The sequence below is a fragment of the Cupriavidus sp. 05L310 genome, assembly GCF_056398185.1.
In genome coordinates, this window is the sequence record NZ_JBFTOX010000001.1 from 110,156 (window position 1) to 131,234 (window position 21,079).

Sequence of the window (21,079 nt, forward strand, 5' to 3'; positions counted from 1 at the left end):
CGCTCAGAGCCGGGCGTTGCGCGCGGCGAGGTAGTCGCGCTGGAAGGCGCACATGCGCAATGCATTGTGATAGGCGCCATAGCTGAAGAACTCTTCCAGCAGTTCGCCCTCGCGCTGGAAGCCGCATTTCTCGTAGATATGGATCGCCTTGGCGTTCTGCACGTCCACGATCAGGAAAAGCTTGTGCAGGTTCAGCACCATGAAGGCGTAGTCCATGGCGAGCCGGGTGGCCGTGCCGGCGTAGCCGCGGCCCTGGCTGGCCGGCGCCACGATGATCTGGAACTCCCCGCGCCGGTGGATATGGTTCAACTCCATCAACTCGACCAGGCCAACGGCTTCGTCATCCAGGTTCTCGCAGACGAAGCGGCGCTCGCGCTGGTCGTGCACATGGCGGTCATAGAGCTGAGTCAGCTCGGCGAAGGTTTCGTAGGGTTCCTCGAACCAGTAACGCATGATCTTCGCGTCGTTGTTCAGGCTGTGTACGAAATGCAGGTGGCTGCGCTCCAGCGGGCGCAGGATCAGGTTTGGGCCGGTTTCGGTCACCATGGGCGGGCCTTTCTTGATTGTTATTCACGGGTCTGTCCGGAGCCGGCGGGCAACACAAGCGAATGAGGTCCAGCGGCTCCGGGCGAAGCCTGGTTCGACCCCCGGCGGCTTAGCCGGGTTCCGATTGTAGGCACATTTGTTCACAATCACCGCTTGTCACGAGCGGGCAGGGCGCACCTCAGGCCGGGATGCCGAACAGGCGGCGGCTATTGCGGGTGCACTGGCTGGCAACCTCGGCCACCGTCAACGCTTTCAGTTCGGCGACTGCCTGCGCAATCCAGGGCAGGTTGGCGGGCTCGTTGTAAGGCCGCCGGTTCTTGTGGTTCTTCGGGCCGAGGTAGGGCGCATCGGTCTCCAGGTGCAGGCGGTCGAGCGGTATGGCTTGCACGGCCTCGCGCAGCGCCTGGCCTCGCTTGAGATCCGTTACCCAGCCCGTGATACCGATGTCCAGGCCCAGTTCGACGAAAGCGGCCGCCTCGTCGGCAGCGCCGGTAAAGCAGTGCACCACACCGTGGGCGCCGGCACGGACCGCGGGTTCCACCATCGCGTAGAAGTCCTCGAAGGCGTCGCGGCAATGGAGAAACAGGGGCTTCTTCCAGAGGACAGCCGCTTCGAGCTGGTCCGCGAAGGCCCTGCGCTGGTCGGCAGGCGTCGAGAAATTTCGGTTGTAGTCCAGCCCGCACTCCCCGATCGCCACCACCTCGGGGCGTTCCCAGAGGGACTCAAGCGATTGCCGGACCGATGGCGACCAATCCCTGGCCGTGTGAGGGTGCGTGCCCGCCGTTGCGAATAGGAGGCGGGGATGCAGCCTGGCCAGGTCACTAGCCTTCCTGCTCGCGTCCAGCGATGTGCCCGTCGCGAGTATGGCCACCACCCCGGCCGCCACGGCGCGCGCAAGGATGGCGTCTGTGTGCGGGGCAATCTGGGAGGAATGAAAGTTTACGCCAATGTCGATTAGGTGCATGTCTGGCTGGGATGAGAGGCGGATCGTTCGCAGCATGCAGTCTAACCTCGGGCTAATCGGCTTGCTGCGCTCATAATGTTCTCTATATCAAACACTACGAAGAATTAACCGCTTAGTGTTTCGTTTATGGCACGTTATCTTGACTGATGCTGTTGTTTCGTATACAGTACGTTAGACGTTTATTTGAGCATAATGTTATACAGGTAGCACATGAATCTTGCTGAGCTGGGAGAGGCCTTTAAGCGTGCCAGGATCCTTGCGAACAAGACCCAACAGGAAGTCGCCGAGTACAGCGGGGTGCCGCGGGCCCGGATCAGCCGGTTTGAGACGGGCGGATTGCCGGAGATGGGCGCGGTGAAGTTGTTGAGTTTGTTCGAGGCCGTCGGGCTTGAGCTGCTCGCAAGGCCTGCCGGCCACCGAAGGACGCTGGACGACGTGCTGGCAGAGACGGAGGAAGTCGATGCCACCTCCGAGGAAGCGCGCCGGCGTGTCCGGCACTTTCACCGCCGGCCGCAGCCAGCCGCGGACCTTGACGCGTCCCAGTCCGGCGACAAGGCACCGGAAAAGGCGCACGACGAGGGTTCGAAGTGAACGGCGCACAGATGCTGGACGTCTATGTGAATGCAACGCCCGTCGGCACGCTGGCCGAAGAAGCGCGCGCGAGCGTATTCACCTACCTGCCAGATGTGCCGGCGCACGACTTCGTGTCGCTTCTGCTGCCAGTTCGGGCAGAGTCGTATAAATGGGCAGCCGGGCTGCTGCCGTTTTTTCAGATGAACTTGCCCGAGGGGTACAAGAAGGACCTGATCCGGCGCAAGCTTGGGGCCCATGCCGACGTGAGCGACCTGGGCCTGCTGGCGCTGACCGGCGCGAACGGGATCGGCAGGGTCCGCGTGGTGCCTCACGGGGCGCCGCCGACGTTGGCTGCCTCGAACCTGGACATGGCGAGCCTGCTCGCATCGACTGGATCGCGGGACAACCTGCTGCGCCATCTGGAAGCGGGCATTGCCGAAGGTGTATCGGGCGTCATGCCCAAGGTGCTTGCCAGGCCCGAGGACAAAGCCACGGTCTGGACCGACGAGTTCATCCTGAAGACGGGTCCGGTGGATTTGCCCGGCCTGTCCGTGAACGAGTTCCTGTGCCTCGAAGTGGCGCGGCTGGCGGGCCTGGAAGTGCCGGAAACAGAACTCTCGGACGACGGGCAGGTGCTGGCAATCCGCCGTTTCGATCGCGTGGCGGACGGCAGCCGGCTTGCAGTTGAGGATTTTTGTGCGCTGAGAGGACTGGACCCTGTCAATAAATACAAGGGCAGTCTTGAGGATCTGGCAAAGCTGTTGGCGATTTACGTCAGCGCCCCGCATCGGAAGGAAAGTGCGCGGCGCCTGTTTACGTTGTTGCTTTTGAACTACGCACTGCGCAATGCCGATGCACACCTGAAGAACTTCGCTGTGGTGTACACCAGCATCGATGACGTCAGGCTGGCGCCGGTGTATGACATTGTCACGGTGACCGCCTACCCGGAGTATCGGGCGGATATCCCAGGTTTGCCGCTGGCTGGCAAGCGGACCTGGGCATCCGGGAAGTTGCTGGCGCAGTACGGCGGCGCAAGACTGAACTTGTCTAGCGCCGATATGGCCGCATGTATGGGCCAGGTGACGCAGGCGATCCGGAAGGTAGTGCCGCTGGTAAGCGAGTACGCCGACCGCTACCCGGAGTTCAGGGAAATCGCCAAGCGCATGCTGGACGCGTGGGCGCAAGGCGCCGAGGACATCAAGCCGGATGCCAGGTTGGGCAAGCCGGAGCCTGCGCCGCTACGGGAACAGGCCGGCCTGTCCGGGCAGAACGATTTGGTGAGCAGGAAAAAAACAAATGTGTACGTCGATCCGGATGGTGCTTTCGGTCACAAAGCCCGCTAGACCAGAAGGTTCGGCGCATTGGAAGACGCCTCGATGGGTCTGATACCTAACTCCGGTGCTTCCCTGCATAGGGGGAACCACACGGAAGCGGGGCATTGGCAACACGGCAGTCGGTTTTTTCGCGTGATGCGTTGCAACAACGAATGTAGAATATCGCCCTTTGGCTTGAACGGACACGCAATGCCGGACTGGGAGTCCCAGCGGATTGCGGCAGATGTCCGTCTCTCGGCAGCTAGCAATGCTGCGAGGGCTTTGACAGCCGCAGGTGCGATGGGTGTACCCTCGTATGGGCAACAGTCAAGAAGTAATCAAGTAGTAATTCAGCAAGGGAGCAGCAGTTAATGGCGAGTGGCGCACAACGGACGTTGGCAGAATCGAAAACAGCATTGGCCGGCAAGAAGCCGGCCGGTAGGGGTGCGGCGTCCACGGCTCAAGCTGATCCCGCAACCGAAGCTACGGAGCGCAGCCAGCAGCTGCGCGCACTGATCCAGCTGGGCAGGGAACGCGGCTACCTGACGCACGCGGATATCAGCGACCATTTGCAGGGCAATTTCACCGACACGGCTGCGATGGAGAGCATCGTCAGCACGTTCGCCGAAATGGGCGTGACGATCTACGAGCAGACGCCGGACGCCGAAGCGCTCCTGCTGCGCGATAGCGCGGTTGCGGCCTCGGACGACCAGGCCGACGAAGAGGCGGAAGTCGCGCTGTCGACCGTCGACTCCGAGTTCGGACGGACCACCGACCCGGTGCGGATGTACATGCGGGAAATGAGCTCGGCAACCTTGCTGACCCGCAAGCAGGAAGTGGAGATCGCCAAGCGCATCGAAGACGGCCTGAACCGCATGGTTCACGCCATCGCTGCCTGCCCGTCCACCATTGCGACGATCCTCGAACTCTCGCAGCGCGTGGAGCGCGATGAAATCCGCATCGATGAACTGGTCGACGGGCTGATCGAAGGGGAAGCCGAGGTGGCCGCCGAAGCCGACGACGACACCAGCCGCGATGAAGTCGCCGCCGATGACGAGAGCGACGACGACAGCGACGAAGGTGCGAGCGCGCAAGCCAACGAATCCGCCGCGCTTTCCAAGCTGCGGGACGATTGCCTGACGCGGTTCGCCCGCGTGGCCGATCATTTCGAGGCCATGCGCAAGGCCTACACCGCGCATGGCGTGGAGTCGGAAGGATTCCTCATGGCTCAGCTCGCGGTCCGCGAAGAGCTGAGTTCGATCCGCTTTACCGCCAAGACCATTGAGCGCCTGTGCGCCGATGTCCAGGCCGTGGTGGAAGAAGTGCGTGTCGTCGAGCGCCAGATACTGCAGCTGATGGTGGAGCGGTGCGGCATGCCCAGGGAAGAGTTCATCGAACGCTTCCCCGGCAACGAGACCAATCTTGCCTGGGGCCGCTCGCTTGCTGCCGAATCGCGCTCGTACAGCGACTCGGTCGGCCGTAGCCTGCCGGACCTCGAATCGCATCAGCAAAAGCTGGTTGATATTCACGCACGCGCGGTGTTGCCGCTGTCGGAGCTGAAGCTGGTGAACCGCCAGATGCTGACCGCCGAGCGCCAGATGCGCCAGGCCAAGCACGAGATGACGCAAGCCAACCTGCGTCTGGTGATCTCGATCGCCAAGAAGTACGTGAATCGCGGCATGCAGTTCCTGGACCTGATCCAGGAAGGCAATATCGGCCTGATGAAGGCGGTCGACAAGTTCGAGTACCGCCGCGGCTGGAAATTCTCCACCTATGCAACGTGGTGGGTCCGCCAGGCAGTGACGCGGGCGATCGCCGACCAGGCCCGGACCATCCGGGTGCCGGTGCATATGATCGAGACGATCAACAAGCTCAACCGCATCTCGCGCGAAATCATGCAGCGCACCGGCAAGGCCGCGGATCCCGCGGCGCTTGCCGAGCGCATGGAGATGCCTGAAGAGAAGGTCCGCTCGATCATGAAGATCGCCAAGGAGCCCGTCTCCATGGAAACGCCGGTTGGCGAGGACGGCGATACGAGCCTGGGCGACATGATTGCCGACTCGGATACCGCGTCCCCGGCGGAAGCCGCACTGCATGCGAGCCTGCGGGCGACCGTGCGGGAAATGCTGGACGACCTGACGCCCCGCGAGGCCAAGGTGCTGCGGATGCGTTTCGGTATCGACATGTCCACCGACTACACGCTGGAAGAAGTCGGCAAGCAGTTCGATGTGACCCGCGAACGGATTCGCCAGATCGAAAGCAAGGCGATGAAGAAGATGCGGCATCCGAGCCGCGCGGACCATCTGAAGGCGTTCCTGAAGGAAGGCTGATAGCGGGGCGCCGGGGCAAGTCCTGGCGCCAACGCGCGACGAAGCGATGCAGCGACGAAGGGGGTTGCGGCCAGGTTGAGGCCGTGACCCCCTTCTTCGTTTCAGGCCGGCACAAGGGTCTTCCAGAGCACCATGGCGCCGATGTTCAGGACCACGGTGCCCCAGAAAGCCGCCTGAAACGCCTGCTTCCGGTTTTTGTGGCGCAGCAGATGTTGCGCGGCAAGTGCGCCCGGCCAGCCACCACACAGGGCGAGGAAGTGCAGGTGGGCCTCGGGCGTGCGCCATTCCTTGCGGTTGGCGCGGGCCTTGTCGGCGTTGTACGCAAGGAATGCAACGATACTCATCACTAGACTGATCGCGCCGGCAAGCCGCGGGAGAAACCCACCGAGGGCGCCGGCGAAAATCGCCGCCAGGGCGATCGCGGCCAGGAAAACCGGCAGCACGCTTGCCTGGTTTTGCGGTTTCGGTGCGCCCAGCATCGAGACGTTGCTGGCTTGCATGCGGCCGTCCTTGCCCTTGCCCAGTTCAAACATGACGCGGTCGCCAGGCTTCGGCCGGACTGAACGGTTCTGCAGCGCGGTGATGTGAAAGAAAATGTCCTTCACGTCGGCATGTACATCGATAAAGCCATAGCCCTTGTCGGCATTCCAGGATGTTACGCGGCCTGCTTTTTTCATTTTTGTTCGGCGTGGAAATAGACCGGGAGCGTCGCACAAATCCCCCTTTCGCACAACGAGCGGCAGCCGAAGCCTGAGGAAGGGGAAGGGTGGCGCGTCTTAAGCTGGCCTCAGACTGTCCTCTCTCCGCCCGGAACGGCTTGCTTGGAGACGACCATGTTCCGCTTCGGTCCGGTCCGCTTGCTGCGCCTGGTAGCGCGCAATACCAGCAGGACAACCGGGATGATCAATATCCCCTCAAGCAGTTCGGGATCGAGCGGAAGATGCACCGCGTGGAGGGCTTTGAGTCCGGCGCCGGTCAGGGACAGCACGTAATACGAGATGGCCGCAACGGATAAGCCCTCGACTGCGTGCTGAAGTCCCAGCTGGCTGCGGGCCGTTTGGTCCATTCCCTCCAGCAGGCGAGTGGTGTCCTGCTCCTGCGCAAGGTTGACGCGCGTACGCAGCAGGTCGACAGCTCTTGCCACACGTCCCGCAAATTGTTCGTGGCGCGCCCAGACCGCCTTGCACGTTTCCATTGCGGGGGCAAATCGACGCTCCATGAATTCGGCGATCGTTGGCACGCCTTCGATGCGCTCTTCCCGCAGTTCATGAATCCGTGCGAGCACGAGCTTTTCATAGGCGCGAGATGCACTGAAGCGCCCACCGGATTCGGCCAGCGCCTCGATCCGCACCGCCAGATGGGTCAGCCGGACCAGCAATTCGGCATCATGTTGCGGTCCGGGACTTGCATCCATGCTGTGCATCAATGGCCCGAGCGCCCGCTGCAGTTCGTCCAGGCTTCCGCCCAGGTCGCGAGCGACCGGCAATGCCAGCAATGCCATCATTCTGTATGTCTCGATCTCGTAGAGACGCTGCAGGAGGCGGCCACCTTGCTCTTCACGAAAGCCATCGTCGATCACGAGAAATCGCGAGAAGCCGTCCGGCTGGATGGTCCAGTCGCAGAATACCTGCCCACCTCCCAGTACATGGCTGCCGACAAGAATCGGACCATCGATCCACTCCCGCAGGTCCCGGCGCGCCCGGTTTGCGCCTTCGCCCGACACGAGCTCCATTCGGGCCGCGACAAACCGCTTGCCTTCAAACGCATGGAACCATTCAGATGGCACGTGCGCCGTAGCCAGATCGGAGAAGTAGTCCGTGTCATGGCGTTTTGCGACGAACGTGAAGGTCGAAAACTCCGTGTGCCGTTCCCACTTCAACTCTTTTTCCGCTCCCCACCGCGCCGAATAGTGCTTTGTGCCGTCGGCGGGGGCGTCCAGGCCAGTGAGACGGCACAGCGCTCTCAGGAGCGTCTGGTGAATTGCCGTGTCGTCATCGGCATAGATGGCAAAGTGCACCAGTGACACCGAGCCGCCAATCCTGAGAAACGGCCGTGCATGCAATTCGCGCGAAAGGCTGGCGCGCAGGGGGTGGTCCATAGCTTGATGCCTGTTTGTTAATCCGCTAATTAACTAATTAACCGCATTGACTCCGATCGCGGCGTGTCGGGTTGCAACCGAGGGCACCTTCAATCCGCCTTTCGTCGGCGCGACCCGCCGCACACCCGCGCGGCCTGCGCTTCAGCGTTGCTTGCGTGTGAGTATGCCCTTGGCGCATGATTAAGAAAAACGGGTAAAATTGATCGTTCGCATCAGATTTTCTGATATTTATGAAAGCGCTTGACCTCGACGTGCTGACGATGCTTGTGGCTGTTGCCGATACCAGCAGCTTCAGCCGTGCGGCGCAGGTGGTGCATCGTTCCCAGTCTGCGGTCAGCATGCAGATCAAAGCGCTGGAGCTGGCGCTCGGCAAGCCCCTGTTCGTGCGAAGAGCAAGAAGCGTTGCCCCGACGCAGGATGGCGAAGTCCTGTTGGGGTTTGCGCGGCGCATGCTTGCCCTGCGTGACGAGGCCTGGGCGGCGGTGGTTCGCCCGGACGTGACGGGCAGGGTCGTCATTGGCGTGCCCGACGACTATGCTTCTTCGCTGTTGCCCGCGATCCTCAAGAAGTTTTCGGCGACTTACCCTAAGGTCGAGATCCAGGTCATCGGACTGCCGAGCGTGGCGCTGGCGCCGATGGTCAGGGATGGATCGGTCGACCTCGTATGCGCAACACGCGTAAAGGGGTTGTCCGGCGAGTTCATCCGACACGAGCCGATGGTCTGGGCGGCTGCGCCAAGCGCCGATGGGATATGGCGCGAGAGACCGCTTCCGATCGCTGTGTTCCTGCCGGGCAGCGTCGCGCGGGAAAACGCTATTCGCAGCCTTGAGCGCGCGAAGATTACCTATCGGACCTCGTACGAGAGCCCCAGTTTGCTCGGCCTGCTCAGCATGGTCGAAGCCGGCCTCGCCGTGGCTCCCCTTGCGCGCTGCGCGGTTCCGCCTCACTTCACCTTGCTTGGCCAGGCTCAGGGCCTTCCGGAGATTGCAGCGCTGGAAGTCATCCTGGCGCGAAGTGCAGGTTCCAGGCGACCGCCGTGCGATTTCCTTGCCGAACAGATCGTTTCCGAGTTGCGGCGATAGGGCAGTCATGCGACGTCACAGCGGTTCAACCAGCCGCCTTCCATTCGCGCTCATGGCGCGCGCACTGTTGCATTTCGCCCTCACGCCTGACGGGCGCTAACAATTGATTACAACCGGGGTGGTCGGGCCGAACTATGCTCCCCCGTGCTCAAAAACTGCGGTAGCCAGGTACAGTGGCATGCCGTGCTACATGGAAGAAGCGTCGCATGATCAAGATCTGTTCGATTCCCCTGGTGGCCATTGCCATGTTGGCGGCCACCGCGGGAGCCGCCCGGGCGCAGCATGTTGTCGGGGGGATGGGCGAGGATGTCAGGATCGGCGCCTTTGGTGGCCACGCGGACAATCGCTTGGGCGGCCGCGTCCTGCCCGACAAGCATGGGCTCGATACGGCCGGCCGGAACGGGGCACGCACGCGAGCCGGTGGCCGACAGGCAGTGCACGCCGCCGGTACGCGTGCAAAGGTGCCTTTACTTCCTGGCAGGCATTTGCCATAGGCGGCATTTCTGCAGGGGACACTCCCGGCGTTGACGCTCTATTCCCCTCCGGTACGACACGTTGAAGCCTTCGGAAAGCGAGATCATGCCTGCGCGCCTTGCGTCAGGCGGCCCAGCGCGCCGGGCTGCTCGGTTCGGACACACCGTTGGTGCAGTAGGGAGAATCGCATTGCTGAATCAGCAAAGTGCGCAGATAGCGATCGCCATGCTTGCCATGCCTCGCAAGCGCTCGTAGCCAGGCGCGCTCCCATTGTCGGATCACATGCGGTAAATCACGCCGGCCCAGACGCTGCGGGGAGCGCCAGGGGCGACAAACAGCGCGCTGGCGTTGTCTCCCGGCGTATTCTGCGGACGTAGCAGATTGCCGTTGGGAAAGACGTCATTGGCGATCTGCCCGTAGGTCTCGTAGCGGCGGTCGAACAGGTTGGCCACACGCAAGTAGACTTCGAAGCCTTTGCTCACGCGATACGAGGCGCGCAGGTTGACCGTGGCATACCCCGGCGTACTCCAGTTCACGGACTTCGGCGCCTTGCCGGGCTGCGGGTCGGCGCGCAGGCCGTCTTCGTTGCCACTGGTGACGCTGCTGGACACGCCAACCAGGTCGGCGCCCAGGGTCAGTTCGGGCAGCGCCTGCCAGTCCACACCCAGCTTGATGGTGTGGCGCGGCAGGCCGGCCAGGCGCATGCCCGGCTTGACGTCGATGGTGCGTTCGCCCACCGCGAGCTGACCGGTGGCCTGATAGGTGGCGTCGAGATAGCTGTAGCCGAGGCGCAGGGTGACGTTGCCCAAGCGCTGCCGGGCGGACAGGTCGAAGCCCTGGTTGCGGGTCCGGTCGAAATTGGCGAAGTAGCCCTGCTGCGTGTTGGGGGCGCGCAGGAAGAGGATGTCGTCGTGGTTATCAACGCGGTAGAGTGAGCCGGACACTTCCGTGTCCTTCGAGGGCCGCCAGCGCGCGCCCACTTCATAGGAGTGCGAGACGACCTGCTTGAGGTAAGGGTCGGCCTGCAGGCCGGCAGGCAGGCGGCAGGGCTGGGCGGGATCGGCGCAGCCCAGTTCGAGCGCCGTCGGCACGCGGTTGTTCTGGGCGTAGCCGCCAAATACCGAGACCCCGGCGCCCAGCTTCTGCGTAATGCCAAGCGCGGGGTTGAGCCTGCGGTAGGTGAAGCTCTCGTTCGGCTGCTCGCTGCCGTCGCTGTTGCGCAGCGTGTTGCTCACGGTCACGTGGTTCCACCGGGCCGAACCAGTCACGAAGGTGCTGGGCGTCACGGCCCAGGTGTCCGACAGGTACAGGCCAATCGCGCGCGAGGTGCCGCTGACGCCGGAGAACAGTTCGTTCGGCGCATCCGGGTCCGCGATCACGCCGCGGTCGTCGGTAAAGGTGCCTAGCTGCTCGTACTGCGAATAGGTGAGGCGGCTGCGGTCGAACGTCAGCCCGGCGTTGATCAGGTGCTTTTCCGTCTCCTTGGCGAAGCTGAACGCCATGCCGATGGACTGCTGCCACATGTGCGTCGTGTTCAGCACCGCCGGATCCAGCGCCGCGCCTTCGTCCCGGGTGTAGCCGCAGCGGGACTTGCGCGGGCTGCCGGCGGCATTGAAGCCATCTTCGCAGTCTTCCGTATAAGCAGCGTAGACCGGGTTCACATCTCCGTTGGTGGTGTCGCGGCGGCTGGTGCGCACATAGGCGAGCATGGCGGCGCTGGTCTTCTCGTCGAACCAGTGCCGGCCATTGAGGGCGGCCTGGGTGACCATGTTCTCGGTTTTGTCGGGATAGGTATAGACGGCACCGCGATTGCTCTCGTAGAGCCCGGGCAGCATGGCATTGCCGCTAGCGCGGTAGCTGGGCACCAGGCCGTTGCCGATCAGGGTGCTGCGCCCATGCAGCACGGACACATCCCAGCTGTCGGTCTCGCCCTCGTGCCCGGCCTTGATGAACAGATTGCCGAGCCGGCCCTCGGAATGATCGCGCCAGCCGTGCTCCTGGAACAGGGTGCCGGCGGCGAAGGCGTGCCAGCCGCTGTCGCTGCGGATGCCGCCCGACAGGTCGGCGCGCTTGCGGTTGCCGCTGCCATAAGAGAGATCGGCGGTGAAGCCAGGTGAGGTCAGGCCCGAGCGGGTGGTCATGGCAAGCGCGCCGCCGAGCGTGTTGAGGCCATAAGCGGGGTTGGCGCTGGAGACCAGCGAGACGCTTTCCAGGGCGGACTCGGGAATCATGTCCCAGCTAACCACATCGCCGAAGGGCTCGTTGACGCGGATGCCGTCCAGGTAGACAGACAGCCCTTGCGACACGCCCGGGATCGACGAGGCGCGAAAGCCGCGGTAGGTGAGGTCGGTCTGGAAGGGGCTGCCCTGGATGTCGTTGACGTTGACGCCAGTGAAGTTACGCGCCAGGTATTCGGCGAGGGTGCCGGTGCGCGTGCCGTTCAGCTTGTCGCCGCTGACCGTCTGCACCGTGTAGGGCACGACATCGCGGTCCACGCCGATGCCGGGCAGCGGAGCCGCCGCCACCACCAGGACCTCGGGCAGCGTGGCACTGTCCCCGATTTGCACACCATTGTCCTGTTGTGCAACAGCGGGCAGGGCGGCCAGCAGTGCCACGGCCAGTGCGATGGCGGTGACCGCGCCGCGCCGTGGCGCGCCGAGGCGGGGCGCCGGGCGCAGGGCGGCGCCTCCCGGCTTGGCTCTGCGTCTGGGCGGGGGTAGGTTGGCTGGCATCTTGCATCTCCTCGGAATGATTGGCCGGGGCACCTGCGTTGGGTGCCGGCCTGGCGGAAACAACTCGAGGGACAGGGAGCAGGTTCCATACCTCGGGCTTCGGGAAAACCTCCCGATCCGCGGGCGAATTCCACCGGCCACCGCAACCTTCCGGGGGGCGTCATTGCCATGACGATGTCTCGCTATCTGTTAAGCCGTGCCATCTGGATCTCCGCGGCCTGCCTGTGCTGCGCGCTGGTGGTCGCGCTATGGCTCGCGGTGCGCGCCATCGGCGACGAGCGCCATGGCGCGGACGCCATGGCGCAACTGATTCCGCGCCTCTCGGCATTGCAAATGGCGGCGCCGGCCGAACGCGAGGCGCATCTTGCCGCCCTGCGCGCCATCAATGCATCGGCGCAAATGCGCCACTTGTGGCTGCATCTGGAGGATGCCGCGGGCCAGGTGCTGGTAAGCGCGCCGCAGCCACGGGACAGCTCCGCCTGGGGCGGCCTGCTAGCCCTGCCGGGCCTGAGCGCCAATGCGGCGCGGCTGGAAAGCCGCTGGGAGATCCACACCCGCGACGGCGCTACCTACCGCGCCGCCTTGCGCTGGAATCCGGAGAGCGAAATCCAGGAAGCCAGCGACGACATGGCCGGCAACCTCGCCGTGCTAGCCGTCTATGGCGCGCTGCTACTGTTTGGCATCCACTGGGCCCTGGGACGGGCGCTAGCTCCCCTGCAACAGATCCTGGAGGCGATCCGGCGCTACGAAGACAAGGACTACAGCGTGCGCCTGCCGCCCATGCGCACGCGCGAGATGGACCAGGTCGGCCGTGCGCTCAACCACCTGGCTGGTGCGCTGGACGATGCCCAGGCGGAGCGACGCGCCCTGAGCCGCAAGCTGCTGACTGCCCAGGAAAGCGAGCGCGCGCGCCTGGCGCGGGAGCTGCACGACGAGTTCGGCCAGGTGCTCACCGCAATGCGCGCCGATGCCGCCTATCTGGTTCGCAAGAGTGTCCATGAGCCCGTGCTGCAACTCGTGGCCAACGACCTGGCCGGGCATTGCGCCAGGATTCAGCACGAGGTACGTCATTTGCTGCACCGGCTTCGGCCGCACGGCGTGCAGCCCGACGGCCGCCTCGCCTCGGTGGAGCGTCTGCTGCAAGACCTGGTGCGAGCCTGGCGCGACCAGCCGGGCCAGCAGACGCAGGTGGACTATGAGGTGGCGCTTGGTGGTGTGGCGCCGGGCGCGGACCTGGTCCTGACGCTGTACCGGATGACGCAGGAGGCGCTGACCAACGTGATGCGCCATGCCGGCGCGCGCCGCGTGGCGATCCGCATCGCCGCCACGGCCGCAGGGGAGGCGGTGCGCTGGAGCGTGGAGGACGACGGCCAGGGCATTGCCGACGTCGCCGCGGCCCTGCAGCGCAGTCATGGCCTGCGAGGGATGCAGGAGCGCGCGTGGGCCCATCTGGGCACGCTGCACATCGAACCCGCCTCTGCTGCGGTCCTTGCCACGCCCGGCTGCCGCCTGAGCGCCAGCTTTCCGCTTGCGCAGCAGGCGTTCGCCGAGCCGGTTCAACCGCATGGGAGCCAGAGCAAATGAAAACGATCGACGTAGTCATTGCCGATGATCACGCGGTAGTGCGCACCGGGTACCGGCGGCTGCTGGAACTGGAGGAGGGGGTGCGCGTGGTGGCCGAGTTCGGCGATAGCGATGCCGCCTACGCCTGGCTGACGCAGCATCCGGCCGACGTACTGATCCTGGACCTGTCGATGCCCGGACGCGGCGGCATGGAGGTGCTGCAGCGGCTGGGCGCGCGGGTCCCCGCATTGCGGATCCTGGTGTTCAGCATGCACGACAGCGCCGCCATCGTGAGCCAGGCCATGCGGGCCGGCGCCGCCGGCTACCTGACCAAGAGCAGTGCGCCGGAGGCACTGGTGGACGCCGTGCGCAAGGTGGCCAACGGGGGGCAGGCGCTGTCCGACGATGTCGCGGGCCTGGTCGATGCCGGCAGCAGGCCGCTGCCGCACCTGGCCTTGTCGCCGCGCGAGTTCGACCTGTTCCGCCTGTTCGCGCGCGGCACGGCGATCGAGGAAGTGGCAGCGCAGCTCTATCTCAGTACCAAGACCGTGGCGAACTACCAGACGCTGATCCGCAAGAAGATGGGCCTGGCCAACCGGGTGGAAATGCATCGCTATGCGGTGGAGCACGGCTTCGGCTGAGCCTCTGTTTCAAAACGGGACAGGTCTGGCCCGGGCGCTGGTGGCGTGTTCCACGGCGGGACAACCATCAATAGCGCACTGCACAACGCGCAGCCTTACAGCGATGCCTGGCGGCCTCCAGGATGACGCCGGAGAAGGCCAGGCGCCCGACAGCCCGCATGTTGCGCCGCACATGGTATCGGCCTTGCTCTTCTAATCAGCATGAACACTTCCACCTTCTGCCATGCCATGCTTCGTCGCCTCGCTTTCGCGCTGCTGCTCGGCTTTGGCCTGGCGCATGCGCTGGCCGCGCCAGCGGAGGGGGCGCCGCGCTTTCCGGTGCGCCCGATCACGTTGATCGTGCCGTGGCCGGCGGGCGGTGCCACCGATATCTCGATGCGCGTGCTGGCGGAACTGGCCGGGCGGGAGCTCGGTCAGCCCATCGTGGTGGAGAACAGGCCGGGCGCCGGCGGCACGCTGGTGGGCGGCGCGCTTGCCGCCGCGCGGCCGGATGGCTACACCATCGGCCAGTTGCCGCTGACGGTCTATCGTTTCCCGCATCAGCAGAAAACCGCGTGGCAGCCGCTGCGCGACATCCAGCCGGTGCTGATGATCTCCGGCTACACCTTCGGCATCGTGGTGCCCGCGGACAGCCCCTTCCACACGCTGGATGACCTGATTGCCTGGGGCCGTGCCCATCCTGGCGCGCTGACGGTGGGTTCGACCGGCATCGGCACCACCGCCCACCTCGCCATGGAGGATGTGCTCGGACGCAGCGGCGTGCGCTACGTGCACGTGCCTTACCGCGGCACCGCTGACCAGATGCTGGCGGTGGCCAATGGCTCGCTGATGGCGGGCGTGAATTCGACCGGCTTCGCGCCCTTCGTGGAGAGCGGGCGGATGCGCCTTCTGGCCGTGTTCAGCGCGCAGCGATCGGCGCGCTGGCCCGAGGTGCCGACCGTCAGCGAGCTGGGTTTCGACAACGCGATCCACAACTCGCCCTATGGCATCGGCGTGCCGCGCGGCACCGACCCGCTGATCGTCAACCGCCTGCACGACGCGTTCCGCATCGCCATGCAACAGCCCCGCCACGTGGCCGAGCTGGCCAGGTATGACCAGGAACTGACCTACCTGAACACCGCCCGGTACGAGGCCTACCTGCAGCGCGCCTGGGAGGCGGAGCGTCGCTTCGCCGAGCGGGTGGGCACGGCCCAGCCGAAGGAGCACCTGTGATGGCCCCGGAATCCCCGCTGGCGCTGCGCTGTGAAGCCGTGCGCAAGCGCTTTGGCAACCAGCACGCGCTGGACGGCGTTTCGCTCGACGTGCGGCGCGGTGAATTTGTCGCGCTGCTGGGTCCCAACGGCGCTGGCAAGACCACGCTGTTCCAGATCCTCAGCGGCTTGTTCGTGGCCGACGCGGGGCGGGTTACGGTCATGGGGGTGGATATGCGGCGCCACCCGGTGCGTGCGCTGGCCCGCCTCGGCATCGTGTTCCAGCAGCCGGCCATCGACCTGGACTTGTCGGTCTTGTCGAACCTGCATTTCCATGCCGGCCTGCACGGGCTGCCGCGCCGCGTTGCCGCCGGGCGGATTGCCCGGCTGCTGGAGGATTTCGGCCTGGCGGAGCGGGCAGGGGCATCCGTGCGCGAGCTCTCGGGCGGCAACCGGCGCAAGGTGGAACTGGCGCGCGCGCTGTTGCACGAGCCCGCCGTGCTGCTGATGGACGAACCCACTGTCGGGCTCGATCCGGCCTCGCGCGCGCAGATCGTTGCCGATGCACGCCGGCTTGCCGCGCAGGCGCGGGCCGGCGTGCTGTGGGCCACGCACCTGGTGCAGGAGGTCGAGCAGGCGGACCGCGTGATCGTGCTGCATCGGGGCGCGGTGCGCTTCGACGGCACGCCGGCCGCGCTGCGCGGCGCCGCCGAGTGCGACAGCCTGGAGCAGGCCTTCCTGGCCCTGACCAGCTTCCCCGCATCGCCTGTCCGTGCCACCGCGCGCGCTACCGAGCGTGTCCCGGCATGAACAGGCCGCCCACCCTTGGCTTTATCGCCTGCGCCACCCTGGCCGCCATGTTGCTGCTGATCGCCGCCGGCGTGGCCGGCGCCGCTGAAAGCCGCAACGCCACCGGGCAGGTCTTCGTCTCCAGCGAGAAAGACGATGCCGTGGCCGCCTATGGCGCCGCCAGCAGGCAACTGATCGCCGTCTGGCGGCAATGCAAGCGCCCGCGCCACCTGCAGTTGTCGCCGGACCGGCGGCGCCTTTACGTGGCCTGCAGCGACGATAACCGGGTGGACGTGGTCGACGTGGCGAGCCGCAAGACCGTGGCTTCGCTGCCGGTCGGCGACGACCCGGAACTGTTCGACCTCAGTCCCGACGGCCGCACGCTCTACGTCTCCAACGAGGAGGACGGACTGCTGTCGGCCTACGACATCGCGTCCGGCAAGAAGGTGTTTGCCATCAAGGTGGGCGAAGAGCCCGAGGGTGTGAAGGCCAGCCCGGACGGCAAGCGGGTGTACGTCACCTCGGAAGTCGCCAACCTGGTCCATGTGATCGACGTGGCATCGCGCAAGCTGATCAGGAATATCCGGGTCGGCAACCGCCCGCGCCGCCTGCTGCTGGCCATGGACGGCAAGGAGCTGTGGGTGACCAATGAACTGGCCGCCAGCGTCAGCGTGATCCGCACCGATACGCTGGAAGTGGTACACACCATCGCCTTCACGCCCAAGGGCTTCCGTGCGGAGGACGTGACCCCGGTCGGACTGACCGCCAGCAGCGACGGCAAGCGCGCCTATATCGGGCTGGGCCGCGCCAATCGCGTGGCCGTGGTCGACGTGGCTTCGCGCCGGGTGCTGGACTACGTGCTGGTGGGCCGCCGCGCCTGGGGCCTGGCGCTGACGCGCGACAACGCCTTGCTCTATGTGGCCAACGGACTGTCCGATGACGTCAGCGTGGTCGACACCGCAAGCAACAAGGCCGTGACCACGCTCAAGGCGGGCAGGGTGCCGCATTCGGTGGCGATCGATGACTAGTCCGGCTACCGGTCTGCGCTGGCTGGCCGTGTTCGCGTGGCTGGCAGCCACCGCGCACGCGGCTGACGTACGGGTGGCCGTGGTTTCCATGGCCGGCGATGCGCGCTATGCACCCCGGCGGATGGAGCAACGTTACCCCGGCCAGCCGCAAGGCCGTCCCGTGGACGGCGCGCGCGTGGCGGTGGCGGAATCGCGCTTTGCGCTGGAAGCCGCCGGGCAGGTCCTGCGGCTCGATGCGCAGGAAGCCAGCGGCGAGGCCGAGGTGGGGCCGATGGTAGCCGCGCTGGCGCGCCAGGGCACGCGCTTTATCCTGCTGGACCTGCCGGCTCCGGCGGTCAGGCTGGCGGCGCGTGCGGTCAAGCCCGGCGAAGCGCTGCTGTTCAACGTTTCCGCCGACGACGATGAACTGCGCGGCGCCGGCTGCGCGCCGCACCTGCTCCACACGCTGCCCAGCCGGCGCATGCAGGCGGACGCGCTGATGCAATACCTGGCGCTGCGCAAGTGGCGCCGTGCGCTGTTGCTGAGCGGCCCGTCGCCGGAAGACGCGGCGCAGCGCGCCGTGCTCACGCAGGCTGCCCGCCGCTTCGGCATTGCCTGGTCGGCGCAGCGCGCGTTCAAGCTGTCGAACGATCCGCGCGAGCGCGAGCTGGACAATCTCAGGCTGCTGACTGCCGGCGTGGACTACGACGTGGTGGTGGTCGCCGATGCCGACGGCGAGTTCGCGCGCGGCGTGCCCTATGCCACCCAGCTGCCCCGCCCGGTGGTAGGTGCCAGCGGACTGACCGGCCAGGCCTGGCACTGGGCCTGGGAGCGCAACGGCGGGCCGCAGCTGAACCGGCGTTTCATCAAGGCGGCGGGCCGTCCCATGACCGGCTATGACTGGGCCGCGTGGGTGGCTGTGAAGGCGATAGCCGAAAGCGTGGCGCGGCAGCCCAAGGGCGGCTTTGCCGGGCAGGCCGAGGCGCTGGTCTCCGAGGCGGTGGTGGTGGATGGCTTCAAGGGTCCGCCGCTGTCCTTCCGGCGCTGGGACCGCCAGTTGCGCCAGCCGGTCCTGCTGGCGCATCCCGACGGCGTGGTCGGCGTGGCGCCGGTGGAGGGTGTGCTGCATCCGAAGAACAATCTCGACACGCTGGGCGCAGACGCGGCCGACACCGCGTGCCGTCCAGGCAAATAGGGGAGCGACGCCCAGGCCATGACTACCACCCTGATCCACGCCTGGCGCGCCTTGCGCGCGGTGGCCGGGCGCGAACTGCATAAGTTCTTCCGGCAGCCCGGGCGGCTGTGCTCGTCGCTGGCGCGGCCGCTGCTGTGGCTGCTGGTATTCGCGGCCGGCTTCCAGAACGCGCTCGGCGTCGCCATCGTGCCGCCCTACGACACCTATGTCGAATACAAGGTCTTTGTCACGCCCGGCCTGCTCGGCATGATCGCGCTGTTCAACGGCATGCAGTCCTCGCTGGCGATGGTGTACGACCGCGAGATGGGCGTGATGCGCCTGCTGCTGACCGCGCCGCTGCCCAGGGCCTGGCTGCTCGCCTGCAAGCTGGCCGCCGGCACCTTGCTTTCCTTGCTGCAGATGGTCGCCTTCCTGCTTGTCGCCATGGCCTTCGACGTGACATTCGCGCCGGCATGCCTGCCCGGCGCGCTGGCCGTGATGGTGCTGGCCGCGCTGATGCTGGGGGCGTTGGGCTTGCTGCTGTCGGTGCATGTGCGGCAGCTGGAGAACTTCGCCGGCACCATGAATTTCGTGATCTTCCCGATGTTCTTCATCAGCTCGGCGCTGTATCCGCTCTGGAAGCTGGAGGAGTCCGGCGCCACCGTGGTCTACCAGCTCGCGCGCTTCAATCCCTTTACCCATGCCGTGGAAGCGATCCGCTTCGCCTTGTACGGGCAGGCCGCGCCAGTCAGTCTCGCGGTGGTGGCCGCTTGCACGGCCGTGTTCTTCGCTTTGGCGCTGCTCGGCTACGACCCTCAGCGCGGGATGGCTCGCCGCGTGCGCCAGGCCGGGGGTCCGGCATGAGGCATGCCGTGCCGCTGGCAGCTTGCCTGGCGTTGGCCGCAACGGGTGCGTGGGCCTTGGACAGCCGCGATCCGTTGCAGTCGCCGCAATGGCCGCTGGTGCACAAGGAAGCGCTGCGGCAGGCGCCGTACGTGTTCGACAGCCGCGTCAAGGTCACCGGGCCGGCCTTTGCCGAAGATCCGATGCGGGTGCCGATCGCTTTTGATGCGTCGGCGCTCGGCGAGGTGGATCGCATCGTGGTGGCGGTGGACCGCAACCCGATCCGCAAGGTGCTGGAGTTCGAGCCGCTCAGGGTGCGCCCCTCGCTGTCGTTCCGCTTCAAGCTGGAGCAGGCCTCGCCGGTGCGCGTGGCGGCCCGCACGCGGGACGGCGTGTGGCACGTGGGCGGGGTGATGGTGGATGCCAGCGGCGGCGGCTGCACGGTGCCGGGCGCGACGCGCCGCGACGGTTCGTGGAGCACCACGCTGAACCGGGTCGAATCGCGCGTGTTTCCCGGCCTCGGCGGCAACGGTGGCCGGGTGCGGCTACGCGTGATGCACCCGATGGACACCGGGCTGGTGGCGGGTATCCCGGCCTTCCATGTGGAGTCGCTGAGCCTGCTCGACGCCACCCGGGAAGCGATGCTGCGGCTGACGCTGTACGAACCGGTTGCCGAGAACCCCATCTTCTCCTTCGACCTGCGCGAAGCCATGGAGCGCGGCATGACGGTGAGCGGACGCGATAACAACGGCAACCGGTTCGCGGCGCAGGTGACGCCATGAAGCGCGCGCTCGGGATCCTGCTATGGCTGGCAGCGCAGGCGGCGCTGGCGCAGGCAGGGGACTATCGCCTGGCGCCACGCCAGGTCGCCGCCGACGTGTGGCTGCTGGAAGGGGCCAATGCGGATTTCGCGCCGGACAACGGCTGCAACATCATCAACACCGCCTTTATCGACACGGGTGACGGCGTGGTGGTGATCAATACCGGGCCGTCGCACCAGTACGGCGAGCAGCAGCGCCGCGCCATTGCTTCGGTCACGGCGGCGCCGGTGCGGCTGGTGCTCAATCTGAACCTGCATCCGGACTACTTTTTCGGCAACCAGGCCTATACCGACGTGGGCGGCAGCGCGCTGGCCGGCACCATCGACGGCGCCCGGCGCGAAGGGCCTGCATATGCCGACAACCTCTACCGGCTGTGCGGCAACTGGATGCGCGACACGGAACCGGCGCCGCCGCGCCACGTGCTGACCCCGGGCCGGCGCACGATCGGCCGGCACACCTTCGATCTGATCCGGATGGACGGTCACACCGCCGACGACCTCGTGATAGTGGATCGCGGCGCCGGCGTGGTCTTCGCGGGCGGCGTGGCGTTTCGCGAGCGCGTGCCGACCACACCGCATGCGGATCTCAAGCGCTGGCTGGCCAGCCTGGACCATTTGCAGGCGCTGGTGCGCGACAGCGGCGCACGGCTGCTGATCCCCAGCCACGGACCGGCGCTCGGCAGCGCGGACGCCATCGCGCAGACACGCGGCTACCTGCAGTGGCTGGACGCCCGCATGACCCAGGCGGCCTCCCAGGGCCGCGACCTGGCCGAGGTGCTTGCCATGCCGGTGCCGGACGCCTACGCGCGCTGGGGCGCCATGCCGGCGGAGTATTTGCGCAATGTGACGCACCTCTACCCGGCGTATGAGGACGCGGCGTTGAGACGCTGAGTCCGGACAGGTGTGCTGTTCAATTCCGCAACAACGGCAACCGAGTGTT

At 65.9% G+C, this 21,079-nt stretch carries 18 protein-coding genes; 13 read left to right on the forward strand and 5 right to left on the reverse strand.

The features are described 5' to 3' along the window. Window positions 1-3: 3 nt before the first annotated feature. Together speG and AC1DS6_RS00510 are read right to left on the reverse strand one after the other, a co-directional pair. The gene (gene speG, locus AC1DS6_RS00505; RefSeq protein WP_477101705.1) at window positions 4-546 is read right to left on the reverse strand and encodes a spermidine N1-acetyltransferase; all 543 of its coding nucleotides are present in this window, start codon (window positions 544-546) and stop codon (window positions 4-6) included. A gap of 178 nt (window positions 547-724) precedes the next feature. Then, window positions 725-1,510, reverse strand: coding sequence for a TatD family hydrolase (locus AC1DS6_RS00510; RefSeq protein ID WP_477101706.1), 786 nt, complete (start codon window positions 1,508-1,510; stop codon window positions 725-727). 210 nt (window positions 1,511-1,720) lie between these two features. Between AC1DS6_RS00510 and AC1DS6_RS00515 the strand changes: the two genes are divergently transcribed. The 3 genes from AC1DS6_RS00515 (at window position 1,721) to rpoD (ending at window position 5,726) form a co-directional block, all read left to right on the forward strand. Further along, a complete protein-coding gene (locus AC1DS6_RS00515; protein WP_441627992.1) occupies window positions 1,721-2,101 on the forward strand; it encodes a helix-turn-helix domain-containing protein in 381 nt (126 codons plus the stop codon). Window positions 2,102-2,112: 11 nt separating this feature from the next. Next, window positions 2,113-3,426 (forward strand): type II toxin-antitoxin system HipA family toxin, encoded by a 1,314-nt coding sequence (locus AC1DS6_RS00520; protein WP_477101770.1) that lies wholly within the window; start codon window positions 2,113-2,115, stop codon window positions 3,424-3,426. A 341-nt stretch (window positions 3,427-3,767) separates the two neighbouring features. Next, entirely contained in the window at window positions 3,768-5,726 is a 1,959-nt protein-coding gene (gene rpoD / locus AC1DS6_RS00525) for an RNA polymerase sigma factor RpoD (protein ID WP_441627988.1), read from the forward strand. 101 nt (window positions 5,727-5,827) lie between these two features. On the opposite strand, the gene AC1DS6_RS00530 is transcribed toward rpoD, so the two are convergent. After that, window positions 5,828-6,442: a DUF1294 domain-containing protein gene (locus tag AC1DS6_RS00530; RefSeq protein WP_441627986.1), complete on the reverse strand. Its 615-nt coding sequence runs from the start codon at window positions 6,440-6,442 to the stop codon at window positions 5,828-5,830. A gap of 71 nt (window positions 6,443-6,513) precedes the next feature. Continuing rightward, window positions 6,514-7,824, reverse strand: a complete 1,311-nt coding sequence (locus AC1DS6_RS00535) for a DUF3422 family protein (RefSeq protein ID WP_477101707.1) — start codon at window positions 7,822-7,824, stop codon at window positions 6,514-6,516. A gap of 230 nt (window positions 7,825-8,054) precedes the next feature. Here AC1DS6_RS00535 and AC1DS6_RS00540 point away from each other — a divergent pair, with 230 nt between their 5' ends. Further along, window positions 8,055-8,906, forward strand: a complete 852-nt coding sequence (locus AC1DS6_RS00540) for a LysR substrate-binding domain-containing protein (protein WP_441627984.1) — start codon at window positions 8,055-8,057, stop codon at window positions 8,904-8,906. Window positions 8,907-9,658: 752 nt separating this feature from the next. Here the strand turns inward: AC1DS6_RS00540 and AC1DS6_RS00545 are convergent. Next, window positions 9,659-12,112 carry a TonB-dependent receptor gene (locus AC1DS6_RS00545; protein ID WP_477101708.1) on the reverse strand — a complete coding sequence of 818 codons (2,454 nt, stop codon included), beginning with the start codon at window positions 12,110-12,112 and terminating at the stop codon, window positions 9,659-9,661. 168 nt (window positions 12,113-12,280) lie between these two features. On the opposite strand from AC1DS6_RS00545, the gene AC1DS6_RS00550 reads away from it, so the two are divergent. The 9 genes from AC1DS6_RS00550 (at window position 12,281) to AC1DS6_RS00590 (ending at window position 21,030) form a co-directional block, all read left to right on the forward strand. Further along, window positions 12,281-13,696, forward strand: a complete 1,416-nt coding sequence (locus tag AC1DS6_RS00550) for a sensor histidine kinase (RefSeq protein ID WP_441627980.1) — start codon at window positions 12,281-12,283, stop codon at window positions 13,694-13,696. Further along, the gene (locus AC1DS6_RS00555; RefSeq protein ID WP_441627978.1) at window positions 13,693-14,316 is read left to right on the forward strand and encodes a response regulator transcription factor; all 624 of its coding nucleotides are present in this window, start codon (window positions 13,693-13,695) and stop codon (window positions 14,314-14,316) included. The genes AC1DS6_RS00550 and AC1DS6_RS00555 overlap by 4 nt, the downstream gene beginning before the upstream one ends. A 228-nt stretch (window positions 14,317-14,544) precedes the next feature. After that, entirely contained in the window at window positions 14,545-15,528 is a 984-nt protein-coding gene (locus AC1DS6_RS00560; protein ID WP_441628033.1) for a tripartite tricarboxylate transporter substrate binding protein, read from the forward strand. Continuing rightward, window positions 15,528-16,316, forward strand: coding sequence for an ABC transporter ATP-binding protein (locus tag AC1DS6_RS00565; RefSeq protein WP_441627976.1), 789 nt, complete (start codon window positions 15,528-15,530; stop codon window positions 16,314-16,316). The genes AC1DS6_RS00560 and AC1DS6_RS00565 overlap by 1 nt, the downstream gene beginning before the upstream one ends. A 47-nt stretch (window positions 16,317-16,363) precedes the next feature. Further along, entirely contained in the window at window positions 16,364-17,323 is a 960-nt protein-coding gene (locus AC1DS6_RS00570) for a PQQ-dependent catabolism-associated beta-propeller protein (protein ID WP_477101771.1), read from the forward strand. Continuing rightward, the gene (locus tag AC1DS6_RS00575; protein WP_477101709.1) at window positions 17,316-18,497 is read left to right on the forward strand and encodes an ABC transporter substrate-binding protein; all 1,182 of its coding nucleotides are present in this window, start codon (window positions 17,316-17,318) and stop codon (window positions 18,495-18,497) included. The genes AC1DS6_RS00570 and AC1DS6_RS00575 overlap by 8 nt, the downstream gene beginning before the upstream one ends. Before the next feature lie 18 nt (window positions 18,498-18,515). Continuing rightward, entirely contained in the window at window positions 18,516-19,340 is an 825-nt protein-coding gene (locus AC1DS6_RS00580) for an ABC transporter permease (RefSeq protein ID WP_441627970.1), read from the forward strand. Further along, window positions 19,337-20,101 carry a quinoprotein dehydrogenase-associated SoxYZ-like carrier gene (locus AC1DS6_RS00585; RefSeq protein WP_045237896.1) on the forward strand — a complete coding sequence of 255 codons (765 nt, stop codon included), beginning with the start codon at window positions 19,337-19,339 and terminating at the stop codon, window positions 20,099-20,101. The genes AC1DS6_RS00580 and AC1DS6_RS00585 overlap by 4 nt, the downstream gene beginning before the upstream one ends. Beyond that, the gene (locus AC1DS6_RS00590) at window positions 20,098-21,030 is read left to right on the forward strand and encodes a quinoprotein relay system zinc metallohydrolase 1 (protein WP_441627968.1); all 933 of its coding nucleotides are present in this window, start codon (window positions 20,098-20,100) and stop codon (window positions 21,028-21,030) included. Before AC1DS6_RS00585 ends, AC1DS6_RS00590 begins: the two co-directional genes overlap by 4 nt. The last annotated feature ends 49 nt before the right edge of the window (window positions 21,031-21,079 follow it).